The organism is Pantoea sp. X-Soil-OKNW-556 (assembly GCF_059730695.1).
Genome location: NZ_AP035990.1, coordinates 4,011,376 through 4,025,064, shown reverse-complemented (window position 1 = coordinate 4,025,064; position 13,689 = coordinate 4,011,376). Strand labels below are relative to the sequence as shown.

The 13,689-nt window shown below is 54.1% G+C and carries 12 protein-coding genes; 7 read left to right on the top strand and 5 right to left on the bottom strand.

Annotated features, from left to right (window positions below):
* Positions 1 to 96 precede the first annotated feature (96 nt).
* Both yhdP and tldD read left to right on the top strand, forming a co-directional pair.
* A complete protein-coding gene (gene yhdP / locus AC6I8T_RS18660; RefSeq protein ID WP_497834232.1) occupies positions 97 to 3,912 on the top strand; it encodes an AsmA2 domain-containing protein YhdP in 3,816 nt (1,271 codons plus the stop codon).
* Positions 3,913 to 3,977: 65 nt separating this feature from the next.
* A complete protein-coding gene (tldD, locus tag AC6I8T_RS18655; RefSeq protein ID WP_208724272.1) occupies positions 3,978 to 5,423 on the top strand; it encodes a metalloprotease TldD in 1,446 nt (481 codons plus the stop codon).
* Between the two features lie 142 nt (positions 5,424 to 5,565).
* Here the strand turns inward: tldD and aaeR are convergent, their stop codons facing one another.
* A complete protein-coding gene (gene aaeR / locus AC6I8T_RS18650) occupies positions 5,566 to 6,483 on the bottom strand; it encodes an HTH-type transcriptional activator AaeR (protein ID WP_208724271.1) in 918 nt (305 codons plus the stop codon).
* Positions 6,484 to 6,752: 269 nt separating this feature from the next.
* Between aaeR and aaeX the strand changes: the two genes are divergently transcribed.
* From aaeX to AC6I8T_RS18630, 4 genes are all read left to right on the top strand, one after another.
* The gene (gene aaeX, locus AC6I8T_RS18645) at positions 6,753 to 6,956 is read left to right on the top strand and encodes a p-hydroxybenzoic acid efflux pump operon protein AaeX (protein ID WP_013510717.1); all 204 of its coding nucleotides are present in this window, start codon (positions 6,753 to 6,755) and stop codon (positions 6,954 to 6,956) included.
* A gap of 8 nt (positions 6,957 to 6,964) precedes the next feature.
* Positions 6,965 to 7,894: a p-hydroxybenzoic acid efflux pump subunit AaeA gene (gene aaeA / locus AC6I8T_RS18640; RefSeq protein WP_021183591.1), complete on the top strand. Its 930-nt coding sequence runs from the start codon at positions 6,965 to 6,967 to the stop codon at positions 7,892 to 7,894.
* 9 nt (positions 7,895 to 7,903) lie between these two features.
* On the top strand, positions 7,904 to 9,856 hold the full coding sequence (gene aaeB / locus AC6I8T_RS18635) for a p-hydroxybenzoic acid efflux pump subunit AaeB (protein WP_021183590.1): 1,953 nt from the start codon (positions 7,904 to 7,906) through the stop codon (positions 9,854 to 9,856).
* 185 nt (positions 9,857 to 10,041) lie between these two features.
* The gene (locus AC6I8T_RS18630; RefSeq protein ID WP_208725591.1) at positions 10,042 to 10,311 is read left to right on the top strand and encodes a barstar family protein; all 270 of its coding nucleotides are present in this window, start codon (positions 10,042 to 10,044) and stop codon (positions 10,309 to 10,311) included.
* Positions 10,312 to 10,368: 57 nt separating this feature from the next.
* Here AC6I8T_RS18630 and yhcN (AC6I8T_RS18625) read toward each other — a convergent pair whose 3' ends face one another.
* The 4 genes from yhcN (AC6I8T_RS18625) to argR form a co-directional block, all read right to left on the bottom strand.
* Positions 10,369 to 10,632 carry a peroxide/acid stress response protein YhcN gene (yhcN, locus tag AC6I8T_RS18625; protein ID WP_013510713.1) on the bottom strand — a complete coding sequence of 88 codons (264 nt, stop codon included), beginning with the start codon at positions 10,630 to 10,632 and terminating at the stop codon, positions 10,369 to 10,371.
* A gap of 103 nt (positions 10,633 to 10,735) precedes the next feature.
* The gene (locus tag AC6I8T_RS18620; RefSeq protein ID WP_013510712.1) at positions 10,736 to 11,008 is read right to left on the bottom strand and encodes a YdgH/BhsA/McbA-like domain containing protein; all 273 of its coding nucleotides are present in this window, start codon (positions 11,006 to 11,008) and stop codon (positions 10,736 to 10,738) included.
* An 89-nt stretch (positions 11,009 to 11,097) separates the two neighbouring features.
* Positions 11,098 to 11,361, bottom strand: coding sequence for a peroxide/acid stress response protein YhcN (yhcN, locus tag AC6I8T_RS18615; protein WP_021183588.1), 264 nt, complete (start codon positions 11,359 to 11,361; stop codon positions 11,098 to 11,100).
* Positions 11,362 to 11,852: 491 nt separating this feature from the next.
* A complete protein-coding gene (gene argR / locus AC6I8T_RS18610; protein ID WP_013510710.1) occupies positions 11,853 to 12,323 on the bottom strand; it encodes a transcriptional regulator ArgR in 471 nt (156 codons plus the stop codon).
* 429 nt (positions 12,324 to 12,752) lie between these two features.
* Here argR and mdh point away from each other — a divergent pair, with 429 nt between their 5' ends.
* Positions 12,753 to 13,688, top strand: coding sequence for a malate dehydrogenase (gene mdh / locus AC6I8T_RS18605; protein ID WP_497834231.1), 936 nt, complete (start codon positions 12,753 to 12,755; stop codon positions 13,686 to 13,688).
* Position 13,689: the final 1 nt, after the last annotated feature.

Sequence of the window (13,689 nt, the reverse complement as noted above, 5' to 3'; positions counted from 1 at the left end):
GTTAACATGCGCTTTCGTCCCGATTGTTCCGCACTGATAACGGTCAGGGCATGAGAGGTATCGATCCGTAATCCGGCGGAAGACAAGGAGAGGTGTGTGAGGCGGTTGCCGAGGATTTTGTTACTGCTGCTCGCCACAATCATCGTTATTGTGGCGCTGCTGGTCAGCGGGCTGCGCCTCGTCATGCCGCATCTCAACAGCTACCGCAGCGACATTTTGCAAGCCGTATCGCGCGTCACTGGCGTGCCGGTACAGGCCAGTGAGTTGCAGGGCCGGTGGGAAAACTTCGGCCCCACGTTACAGATCCGCGATCTGCACATTGCCCTGAAAGATCAGGGGCAAATGCATATTGGTAGGGTCAACCTGGCGCTGAATATCTGGCAGTCGTTGCTTCAGGGGCGCTGGCAGTTTCGTGATCTCACCTTCTGGCAGATGCGCCTTGAACTCAATCGCCAACTCCTGACCAGCGATGAACAGAAAAACAGCTTCAAACCCACGCAAATCAACGAACTTTTCCTGCGGCAGTTTGACCACTTCGACCTGCGTGACAGCAGTATCCGTTTTCTCACGCCCTCCGGACAACACGCCGAGCTGGCGATCCCTCGCCTGACCTGGTTGAACGAAAAAACGCGCCACCGTGCGGAAGGGGAAGTGAGCCTGTCCAGTTTTACCGGGCAGCATGGCGTGGTACAGGTACGTCTTGACCTCAGCGATAATAATGGCTTGCTGGATACCGGGCGTATCTGGATGCAGGCGGATGACGTGGATGTGCGCCCGTGGATTGGCCGCTGGCTGCGTGATAACACCAGCCTCGAAAGTGCACGTTTCAGTCTTGCCGCGTGGGTCAACCTGCGTGATGGCGATGTCTATGCTGGCGATTTGCTGTTACGTCAGGGCGGGGCGCGCTGGCGTGGCGATCAGGGCGATCATCAGTTGCAGGTGGACGGCTTAACGGCCCATCTGTCGCGCTTCCAGAATGGCTGGATGCTGTCCGTACCACAAACCCGTCTCAGCACCGATGGTGTCGCCTGGGCACCGGGACATTTCTCGCTGCTGTGGAGACCGGAAGATAAACAGTTGCTTGGGGCGAATAACGCGCCGGAAATCCGCGTGCGTGCCACCCAACTGGATCTGCAACGTCTGGCACCGCTGGTGCCGCTGTTCCAGCCCCTCTCTCCGGCGATGTTTGATAACTGGCGGGCGCTACAGCCGCAGGGTCAGATTGAAGCGCTGGCGCTGGATATTCCGTTGCAGCAGCCGGAGCAAACCCGCCTTCAGGCCAAATGGCGAGATTTAAGCTGGCAGCACTGGGAACTGTTACCGGGCATCAGCAATCTGAGCGGCAGCGCCAGCGGTAGCCTGAGTAATGGCATGCTGGATGTAGCGATGGGGCAGGCAGAAGTGCCCTACGGCGACATGTTCCAGGCTCCACTACAAATTCAGCAGGTTACCGGCAAGCTTAACTGGCGACATGATGACAATGGCCTGACACTGGATGGTCATCAACTGGACGTGAAGGCGCGTTCGCTATGGGCGCGCGGGGATTTTCTTTATCAGCAAAATCTCGGCAAAGCCCCGCGTCTCGATATCCTGGCGGGTATTCGTGTTACCGATGCCGGTGATGCCTGGCGTTATTTCCCGGAACCGCTGATGGGCCACGGCCTGACTCACTATCTCAGCGATGCCATCAAAGGCGGTCAGGTGGATAACGCCACCTTGCTGTTTGCCGGCGATCCGACACTCTTCCCGTTTAAGCATAACGACGGCATGTTTGAAGTGTGGGTGCCGTTACGTCAGGCTACCTATCAATTCCAGCCCGGCTGGCCGGCAATCAATAATCTCGACATTGACCTCGACTTCGTCAATGACGGCCTGTGGATGAAGGCCGAACAGGCGAAACTGGGAGAGGTGGACGCCCGCAATATCAGCGCGATCATCCCGGATTACCTGAAAGAGAAGCTGATTATTGACGGCGATCTGAGTGGTGAGGGCAAGCAGATTGCCGATTATTTCGAGCAAACGCCGCTCAAACCCACGCTGGGGGCCGCCCTGCAACAATTGCAGATTAAAGGCAACACCCGCGGCCATCTCAATCTCGACATCCCGCTGGATGGCGAGCTGGTTCATGCCAGCGGTAATGTGGTGATGAACAATAACAGCTTGCACATCAAACCGTTGAATACCACGCTGAACAACCTGACCGGGCGCTTCCGTTATAACAATGGCAACCTGGAAAGCGAGGAGATGCAGGCGAACTGGTTCGGGCAGCCGGTGGGCGTCAGCTTCAGTACCCAGGAGAACCCGGACAACTTTGGCGTCAACGTTAAGCTGCTGGGCGACTGGCAGTTGGCGAAGCTGAAGATGCTGCCCGCGACAGTCACCAGCCAATTAAGCGGCAACCTGGCGTGGCAGGGGAATGTCGACATCACTCTGCCGCATAAAGGTGGGGCCAGCTACAAGGTTGATCTGAGTGGTGATGGCAAAGATGTAAGCAGTCACTTACCTGCTCCGCTGGATAAGAAAGCGGGAGCGGCGATGCCGATGACAATCTCCGCCAATGGTAATCTCAACGGATTCGAACTGAGTGGTAGCGTGCTGGGAAATCATCGCTTTAACAGCCGCTGGCTGCTGGAACCTCAATTGCGGGTCGATCGTGGTATCTGGCTCAACGATACAAAAACCACGCCGAAGCTGCCGGAAAATCGCGGCATGGTGCTGAATTTGCCGGAAATTAACGGTGAAGCCTGGATGGGATTGCTGGCAGGCACGGGTGGTTCGCGCAATGCGCAGGGGGAAACCAGTGTCGGTGGTGCGTTGCTGCCGGGTGATGTCACGTTGCATACACCGGCGCTGACCCTGGCGGGCCAGCAGTGGCATGATGTCAATGCGACGGTGACTCAGGTGCCGACCGGTAACACTCAGGTACAGTTGGATAGCCGCGAAGCACGCGGTAGTCTGGTGACTGCGCAAAATGCTCCGTGGCAGCTGGCGCTGAGTTACCTCTATTACAATCCGGAATGGGCAGGAAAAGAGGGTGAAACATCATCACCTTTCAGTGACAACACCACGATTAACTTCTCCGGCTGGCCAGCTCTGCAATTGCGCTGCCAGGAGTGCTGGCTGCGCGGGCAGAAATTTGGCCATATGCAGGCGCTGCTGCAACCGCGTGGCGATACGTTAGCACTTACTAACGGTTCGGTGGACACCGGTAGCTCGAAGCTGAGTATCAATGGTGAGTGGGTGAATAAACCGGGTGAGCAGCGTACTTCTCTGAAAGGGACGCTGAGTGGCAAAAACATTAACGATGCCACCAACTGGTTTGGCGTGAACACCCCGCTGCGTGATGCGCCTTTTAAAGTCGACTACGATTTGCACTGGCGTTCTGCGCCGTGGCAACCTTCAGAGCCGACGCTGAGTGGCACGCTGAAATCCCATTTTGGTAAAGGCCAAATCGCCGATGTGAATACCGGCCGTGCCGGACAGTTGCTGCGTTTGATGAGTTTTGATGCGTTACTGCGTAAGTTGCGTTTTGATTTCAGCGACACCTTCAGTCAGGGCTTCTTTTTTGACTCGATCAACGGCACCGCATGGATTGAAAATGGCGTGATGCATACCGATAACTTGCTGGTGGATGGTCTTGAAGCGGATATCGCCATGCAGGGTAAAGTGGACCTGGTGAAACGCGAGATTGATATGGAAGCGGTGGTGGCACCCGAGATCTCTGCCTCCGTGGGCGTCGCAACCGCGTTTGTGATCAACCCGGTGGTCGGCGCGGCGGTATTTGCCGCCAGTAAAGTGCTGGGACCACTGTGGAGTAAAATTTCGCTATTGCGTTACCACATCAGCGGCCCTCTGGATAAGCCGGAAATCAATGAAGTGCTACGCAAACCGCGCGAAAACGACAAGAAGTGAATTTGACGCCGTCGGGGAATTGCCGCAGGCTATGAAATATCTGAGCGTAAAATGAGTGAGAAACGATGACTCTGAATCTGGTAAGTGAGCAGTTGCTAACTGCGAACAGCATTAATCAGCAGGACCTTTTTTCCCTGTTAGGGCAGCTTTCAGAACGTCGTCTGGACTATGCCGATCTCTATTTTCAGTCCAGTTTCCACGAATCCTGGGTGCTGGAAGACAAAATCATTAAAGACGGCTCGTATCATATCGATCAGGGCGTCGGTGTTCGCGCGGTCAGCGGTGAGAAAACCGGTTTCGCCTATGCTGACCAGATCACCCTGAATGCTTTGCGCCAGTCGGCTGAAGCCGCACGCAGCATCGTACGCGAACAGGGCAATGGCAAAGCCCATACCCTTTCGGCTGTGATCAACCGCTCGCTGTACGCACCGGTCAATCCGCTGGATAGCCTGACGCGTGAAGACAAAATCGCCCTGTTGCATCGGGTGGATAAAGTGGCGCGCGCCGCTGATCCTCGTGTCCAGGAAGTGAATGCCAGCCTGACCGGGGTTTATGAGCAGGTGCTGGTGGCCGCGACCGATGGCACGCTGGCCGCTGATGTGCGTCCGTTGGTTCGTCTGTCGATCAGCGTTCAGGTGGAAGATCAGGGTAAACGTGAACGCGGCTCCAGCGGCGGCGGCGCGCGTACCGGTTATGAATTCTTCCTCGCCGATGAAAGCGGTGATGTGCGTGCAGATGCCTGGGCGCGTGAGGCGGTGCGGATGGCGCTGGTGAACCTCTCGGCGGTTGCTGCTCCGGCAGGGACGCTGCCGGTGGTACTTGGCGCTGGCTGGCCGGGCGTGCTGCTGCACGAAGCGGTTGGACACGGTCTTGAAGGCGACTTTAACCGTCGTGCCACCTCGGTGTTCAGCGGCAAAATGGGCCAGTTGGTGGCGTCTGAACTTTGTACCGTGGTCGATGATGGCACCATCGAGGGTCTGCGTGGTTCGCTGGCGGTGGACGATGAAGGCGTACCGGGACAGTACAACGTGTTGATTGAAAACGGTGTGCTGAAGGGTTACATGCAGGACAAGCTCAATGCGCGTCTGATGGGCGTCAACCCTACCGGCAATGGCCGTCGTGAATCTTATGCGCACCTGCCGATGCCGCGTATGACCAACACCTATATGCTGGCGGGGAAATCCACGCCGCAGGACATTATCGCAAGCGTAGAATATGGCCTGTACGCGCCGAACTTTGGTGGCGGCCAGGTGGATATCACCTCCGGTAAGTTTGTGTTCTCAACATCGGAAGCCTATCTGATTGAGAACGGTAAAGTGACCAAACCGGTAAAAGGTGCCACGCTGATTGGCTCCGGTATCGAAGCTATGCAGCAGATTTCCATGGTGGGTAATGACCTGGCATTGGATAAAGGCGTTGGCGTCTGTGGTAAAGAAGGCCAGAGCGTGCCAGTGGGTGTGGGGCAGCCGACACTGAAGCTGGATAAACTCACGGTCGGCGGAACCGCCTGATTTAAGCACTGAACCGTAGCGGCGCGATAAATCGCGCTCTTTTGACCTTTACGATGGCAAAAAAACGCGCGATAAATCGCGCCGCTACGAATGAGTACGGATACGCATTGGGCGATAAATCGCGCCGCGACAGTACTTATGCTCAGTTTTTACGGTGCTGCTGATACTGGCGCGCTACCCGTTTGAAATACTCGGTCAGATAGTCGATACACACCTGCACTTTCAGCGGCAGCTTATCTTTTTCGGTGTACAGCGCATAAACCGGTCTGGGGGCCGACTGATACTGTGAAAACAGGATATCGATCTCACCGGTGTTGATCTCGTTTATCACCCACATCAGTGGGACATAGGCGATACCGCACCCGGCTTTCAGCCAACGGATCAGCGTTAGCGAATCATTGGTCACGAAACGTCCCTGCGGCGTCAGACGCGTGACCAGCCCTTCCGGTGCAATCAACTCAAAGGTGTTGTCCGGGCGCACGCTATATTCCAGCCACGAAAAATTATCGATCTCGCCAGGCTTTTCCGGCGTGCCGTGCTGTACCAGATAGCTTTTGGCCGCGCATACCACCATCGGCATCGCGCCCAGGCGACGCGAGAACAGATTGGAATCCTGCAACTCACCGACGCGGATCACCAGATCCAGCCCGTTAGCAATCAAATCCGGTGCCGGAATGCCGGTGACTAAATTGACGCTCAAACCCGGATATTCGCGTAACATATCGCTGGTCATATCAGCGAGGACATTTTGCGCCATTGTCGATGAGCTGCCGATACGTAAAATACCAATGGGCGTGTTGTTGAAGGCATACAGTTGTTCGTGGACCTGCATCGCCTCTGCCAGCATGCGGCGGCAGCCCTGATAATAAATTCTGCCCGCTTCGGTCAGGCCAATGCTTCGGGTGCTGCGATTCAGCAGCTTGACCTGGAGCTCATCTTCCAGTTTCGCGACTATCTGGCTAATCGACGAAACGCTAAGATGAAGCTGACGTGCCGCGGCGGTGAAGGATCCTAATTCAACCACTTTGGCGAAGATGGACATGCCTTTAAGTCGTTCCATTGTTTACTCTGGCTAAAAAGTGATTTAGCTCACAATATGTAGATAACGTATAGTCAAGCGCGTTACTATACGCACGCTGGGTCATTTCACCGCACCTTAACACGGCAGTGAATCTGCCTGTGTTTGTCAGATGATACGCTATGATTAGCTCAAACGGCCTGAATGTTGCCATCAGTCTACCCGTCATCCCATTATCATCAACCCCTTGTGCCATGTGGCATGCGGGCAGGTATCGGTGCAATCCGGCAAGGTCGAACTAAGGAACCGAAATGAGTGTGCTTCCGGTATTTGTCGTATTTGGGCTGTCTTTCCCGCCCATCTTCATTGAACTCATAGTTTCGCTGGCGCTGTTCTGGCTGGTGAAACGCGTGCTGACGCCCAGCGGATTGTACGATCTGGTTTGGCATCCGGCACTTTTTAACACAGCGCTTTATTGCTGTGTGTTTTACCTTGTATCCCGTTTATTCGTCTGAGGTTTTAAGTGAAAGCGCTAATAAGAAAAATCGCGCGCTACGCGATTACTCTCCTGCTGGTTGTCGTCGCTATCGTGATCATCTTCCGCGCCTGGGTGTTCTACACCGAATCCCCGTGGACGCGTGATGCTAAATTCTCTGCCGATGTCGTGGCGATCTCTCCGGATGTGACCGGTTTGATCACCGAGGTGCCGGTCCGTGATAACCAACTGGTGAAGAAGGGCGATACCCTGTTTGTGGTTGACCGCCCCCGTTACCAGAAGGCGCTGGATGAAGCACAGGCCGATGTCGAGTATTACCAGGCTGTCGCCAACGAAAAACGTCGTGAAGCGGCGCGCCGTAACCAACTCGGCACCAGCGCGATGTCGCGTGAAGCCATTGACCAGGCCAACAACGATCTGACCACCACCGAGCATCAGCTGGCGAAAGCTATTGCGACGCGCGATCTGGCGGCCATCGACCTGGATCGTACCACCATCAAGGCACCGTCTGACGGTTGGGTGACCAACCTTAACGTCTATGAAGGCGAGTTTATTACCCGTGGTTCAGTGGCGGTGGCTCTGGTGCAGCAGCATACGTTCTACGTGCTGGCCTATATGGAAGAAACCAAGCTGGATGGCGTACGCCCGGGCTTCCGTGCGGAAATCACCCCGCTGGGTAGCAATACCGTGCTGCGTGGCACCGTCGACAGCATCGCAGCCGGTGTTACCGACAGTAGCAGCACCAATGACAGCAAAGGCATGGCCACTGTTGATTCCAATCTGGAGTGGGTGCGTCTGGCGCAGCGTGTACCGGTGCGTATTCATCTCGACGATCAGCCTGGCAATCGCTTCCCGGCTGGCACCACCGCTACCGTGGTGATTACTGGTGAGAAGGATCGTAAGACGCAAGCCTCACCGATGAGCAAATTGTTTAATCGCCTGCGTGAGTTTGGTTAAGAGGGCGATATGATTGAGTTCCTGCGTTTCCCGGTGAAGCTGACATTTGCGCTGGTAGCGGCGCTGATTATCGGCTTTCACTTCAATCTGGAAACGCCGCGCTGGGCGGTGATGACCGCCGGGATAGTGGCGGGTGGCACCGCCTTTGTCGCCGGAGGTGATCCCTACTCCGGCGCGCTGCGCTATCGCGGCATCCTGCGTATTATCGGGACCTTTATTGGTAGCGCGGCGGCTCTGACCATCATGATCGCCACGGTGCGTGCCCCGGTAGTGATGCTACTGTTATGTTGCCTGTGGGCCGGCTTCTGCGTCTGGCTCTCCTCGCTGATTAAAGTCGAAAACTCCTACGCCCTGGGTCTGGCAGGCTACACCGCGCTGATTATCGTTGTCACCGCCGATGCCAGTGGTGGGCTGACGCTGGCTCCGCAGTTTGCGGTTGAGCGTTGTAGCGAAATCGTGCTGGGTATTTTGTGTGCCATTCTGGCGGATATGATCTTCTCGCCCCGTTCGATTAAAAAAGTGATCGACCAGGAAGTGGATTCGCTGCTGGTGGCGCACTACAAACTGCTGCAACTTTGTGTCGCGCACGGCGATAAAGAAGAAGTCGACAAAGCCTGGAGCGCGCTGGTGCGCCGCACCACGGCGCTGAACACCATGCGCAGCCAGTTGATGATGGAATCCTCGCGTTGGAAAAACAGCAGCCGTCGTCTGCAAATGCTGAATACTTTATCCCTGACCTTGATTACGCAGGCCGCAGAAACCTTCCTGATCCAGAATTCCCGCCCGGACTACATTCCGCCGCAGTATCGATTGCTGATCGAGAAAGAGGTGAAAAGCGTTGATGACGTGCACAAGCGCATGAAAATCATGCGCCGGGTAATTGGCGTCAGCAGCAAGTCCACTCCACTGACCTTAGCCAGCTGGGTGGGGGCGGCTACCGAATACTTGTTGCTGATTAATGGCGTCAGGAGCAACAGCCGCATCACTACGCTGGAAGACGGTATTCTGCAACGTGAAGTGGTGATTCAGGCGCGTTCTGCCGAAACCCACCATGCGATGATTAACGGCGTACGTACATTTGCGGCGACGGCGATTGGCTCACTTTTCTGGTTGTACACCGGTTGGACCTCTGGCAGTGGCTGTATGGTGATGCTGGCGGTAATCACCGCACTGGCGATGCGCACCCCTAATCCATTGATGATGGCAAAAGACTTCCTCTACGGTATGACGGTCGCAGTGCCGCTGGGTGCGCTCTACTTTATATACGTTCTGCCTGCAACCCAGCAAAGTATGCTGCTGCTTTGCATCGCGATTGGCCTGCTGGGCTTTATTGGCGGCATCTTTGTCCAGCGTCGCCAACTGGGAACGTTAGGTGCCCTGATTGGTACCATCAACGTGCTGGTACTGGATAACCCGATGAAGTTCGAGTTCAACGTGTTTCTCGACAACGTGTTGGGCCAGGTGATTGGATGTTTTGTGGCGATGATGGTGATTCTGCTGATTCGTGACAAATCTAAGGCGCGTACCGGACGTAAGTTGCTGAATCGCTTTATGTATGCGGCGGTGGCGGCGATGACCACCAATCAGGCGCGTCGTCGCGAGAATCACTTACCGGCGCTGTATCAGCAACTGTTTCTGCTGCTCAATCTGTTCCCCGGCGATATCAATAAATACCGTATCGCGCTGACGCTGATTATCGGCCATCAACGCTTACGCAATGCCGAGGTGCCGATCAATGCAGATCTCTCCGCCTATCACCGTCAGCTGCGATCCACTGCTGACCAGGTGATCTCGACGCGTAGCGATGATAAACGACGTGTCTATTTTGAGCAGTTGTTACGCGAGCTGGATGTCTATCAGGAGAAACTCCAGCACTACGCGGCACCGAGCAGCGTAACGGAGCCGGTAAAACGTTTAGCCAGCATGCTGAGTAAGTATCAGAACACATTGATTCAAATCTGAAACCAGCCACCGCGTGATGCGGTGGCTCACTCTCATAAAACCCACCGGTAATGCCATCTATACTTTCCTGACGGGATGCAAACTGTCAGGGGGAAGGAGGGCATCCACACCCCGCAGCAACACAAACATATCAACGCAGGCTACCCGGTTTAATGGGCAGTGGTACAGAAAAGAGAGTCGTCATGATGAGAATCGAACGTTTTGATTTCGATGAAATCGTCGATCAGGCGCACTTCTTCCGCCAGTTCAGTGACCGTTTTGCGCTGGCGGATCTGGCGATTACTGATTTGGACGATCTCTGGGAAGTGGTGACAGGCGAGCAACTGCCGTTACCGCTGGAGATTGAGTTTATTCACTTAGGATCAGGACAGAAGCGTCGCTATGGGGCGTTGATTTTGCTGTTTGATGAAGCAGAAGAGGAGCTGGATGGCCAGCTCCGCTTTAATGTGAAGTAACGCAAAAAGGGCCCCGGCGAGCGGGGCCAAAGGGTTCGTCAAGCAGTTGACGAGGAATTACTTATACAGTTCAGCAGTGATGTGATAGTTGTCGCCGGTGCGGGCTTCAATCACTTTATAGGCGCTGGCACCCTGTTCATCGGCTTTTTGCGACAGCTGAGCACGATAATCCATTGGTGCACCGGCAGTACCACTGATGGTCACTGTCCCCGCAGGCTGCATATTCTGAGCCTGTTCCGCCGTGACCAGTTGTGCCGCAGAGGCACCGAAGGTCAACAGTGAGAGCAGGCTAGCGGTTGCGATGGTTGCTTTGATTTTCATTGTTCGTCTCCTCATTACAATCAACAACCTGCGGTGGTAAGTGGGTAGCGGGTCGTCGATTCATATCCAGGCGCCGTTTGGGCGCCGGATAATCATTTATCGATTATTTGTACAGTTCAGCAGTGACGTGGTAGGTGTCATTCTGATTGTTTTCAATGATGCGATAGTGGCTGGCACCCTGAGCATCGGCTTTGGCAGAAAGTTCCTGACGGATGTTGTTCTGGTCGCCATCACGGCCACTCACGCTGATGGTTTGGTTCAGCGGTTGAAGATTCATGGTGTCTGCCTGCTCATTGGTAATCAGGCTTGCTGCGCTGGCACCGAAAGAAAGAACGGAAGCCAGGCTCAGCACTGCGATAGATAATTTAGTTTTCATGATTCACTCTCCTGAATTTGGGTCAGCAACCTGAGCGCAATCGCGTCTCAAATGGGTTGCCTTTCACATTGCGTCTTGTTTCGGCGAACTTATTTATAAAGTTCAGCAGTCGCGTGGTAGGTGTTGTCATTACGCGCTTCGATCACGCGATAAGCTTTAGCACCTTGCTGGTCTGCTTTTTCGCTCAGTTGCTGATGGATATCCATCGGCGAACCAGCCGTGCCGCTGACACTGATGGTGCCGGCCGGTTGCAGATTCATTGCCTGATCAGCATTAATAGAATCTGCGGCGAAAGCGCCAAATGACAGGGCAGATAGAATGCTCATGGTTGCGATAGTAGTTTTAACTTTCATGATTATTTCCTCGTCTTCTGTTTTTTCTCTTTTTGTTTGGTGTGATTTGCATCACGAAAAGAAGTATAGATCTAATCACTCATGAAATTAATATTCTGCTAATAATGTTTGGTTGTTATTCTTTGTCCTTATGACAACTTTTAATAACTGAGTGTTATAAAAACCGCCTGCTTTCTGCACAACACCTGTTAATTACATGTAAAAACAATGACCTATGTCATTTTATCTTTCTGTGCGAAATAATACGGTTGATCCAGCTGGCTGATACGCTGCGAGTGGGGTATATAGCTGATGTTGTTGTGTAAAGCAGTGTAAAATAGCGCTAAAGGTTAAGCAGGATAAAAGGTCCTACCAATTATTATCGGGCGTGAGAACGGACGAGAATATACTTAATGTATTGTTTCTTGATGATTTTTCTTCAAGCGTGACGGCGGGTAAAGGGAATGGCCGAGTTGTTACCGGCAGGTAATCTGCCGGTAGCGGGCAGGGTTTTATAGCTCTTGTTCGAATAACATCAGCACAGCGTCATGGAGCTGCTTCACGGTAAAAGCACGCGCGGGGGTAATAAAGATAGTGTCATCACCGGCGATGGTGCCGAGAATGCCTTCGGCTTTACCCAGCGAATCCAGCAAACGGGCGATGAGCTGTGCGGCGCCGGGGCTGGTGTGAATCACCACCAGAGCATCGTTGTAGTCGATATCCAGCACTAAATTTTTCAGCGGGCTGGTCGTGGTCGGCACACCCAGTTCGGCTGGCAGGCAGTAAACCATCTCCATTTTTGCGTTGCGCGTGCGCACCGCGCCAAACTTAGTAAGCATACGAGAAACTTTTGACTGATTGATGTTCTCGAAGCCGTCTTCCTGTAACGCCTGCACAATTTCACCCTGAGAGCTGAATTTCTCTTCTTTCAAGAGGGCTTTGAACGCCTTAACCAGGTCGTCTTGTTTAGATGGGTTTCGCATAGGTTACCAATAAAAAGAGGGATGCGTTGGGCAACAAGCCCATGCAGATAAATGATTATGCATTTAAATGAATTTTTATGCAATAAACAGGTGAGGGGTTCGCCGGGATAACCTGCGAGGGCGGCGATCATAACAGAGATTTACCGCTACGCCAAAATCGCGGCGTGGCGCGCAAAAGCGAAGGTTGCAATGTTGTTATATTATTGAAGTGGTAACAACAAAATGACTGATCATTGCCGACCCCTGTCTTCTGGCTGCGACCTATGATCATTCAGGCGACTTCTGAAGTGTGGATGTCTCGGGAGCCGTATTGCGGCGTCAGTGTTAATAGCGCGACGGGTATTGTCGCTATCGCCTGAGAAGTTGATTAAACTCGTAACCCGATGGAAACCCGGCAGATCTCTGCCCCACCTTAATAAGGAGTCCAGGATGAAAGTTGCCGTTCTCGGTGCCGCTGGTGGTATTGGCCAGGCGCTAGCACTGTTGCTTAAGACCCAATTACCCGCAGGTTCAGCCCTTTCGCTTTATGACATCGCCCCGGTTACGCCGGGTGTGGCTGTGGATCTCAGCCATATTCCTACCGCAGTGAAAGTTGAGGGTTTTAGTGGTGAAGATGCCACACCCGCACTGAAGGGAGCCGATGTGGTGCTGATTTCCGCCGGAGTGGCACGTAAACCCGGCATGGACCGCGCCGACCTCTTTAACGTTAACGCAGGCATTGTTCGTAACCTGATTGAGCAGGTGGCGAGCACCGCACCTAAGGCCTTGATTGGCGTGATCACTAACCCGGTTAACACCACGGTGGCGATTGCGGCAGAGGTGCTTAAGAAAGCGGGTGTGTATGATAAAAACCGGCTGTTTGGCGTAACTACACTGGATATTATCCGCGGCAACACCTTTGTTGCGGCGTTAAAAGGCAAGCAACCCGGCGAGATCGACGTACCCGTGGTCGGGGGGCATTCTGGCGTCACTATTCTGCCGCTGCTGTCGCAGGTCAAAGGCGTTAGCTTTAGTGAGCAGGAAGTGTTGGAGCTCACCAAACGTATCCAAAACGCCGGTACGGAAGTGGTGGAAGCCAAAGCCGGTGGCGGCTCAGCGACCCTGTCAATGGGTCAGGCTGCGGCACGTTTCGGTCTGTCGCTGGTACGCGCCATGCAAGGGGAAGCGAACGTGGTCGAATGTGCTTATGTGGAAGGGGATGGCGAATACGCGCGTTTCTTCTCGCAGCCACTGTTGTTGGGCAAAACCGGTATCGTGGAGCGCCGTCCACTCGGACCGCTCAGCGCCTTTGAGCAACAGGCGTTAACCGGCATGCTGGATACGCTGAAGAAAGATATCGCTCAGGGCGAAGAGTTTGTGAAATAAA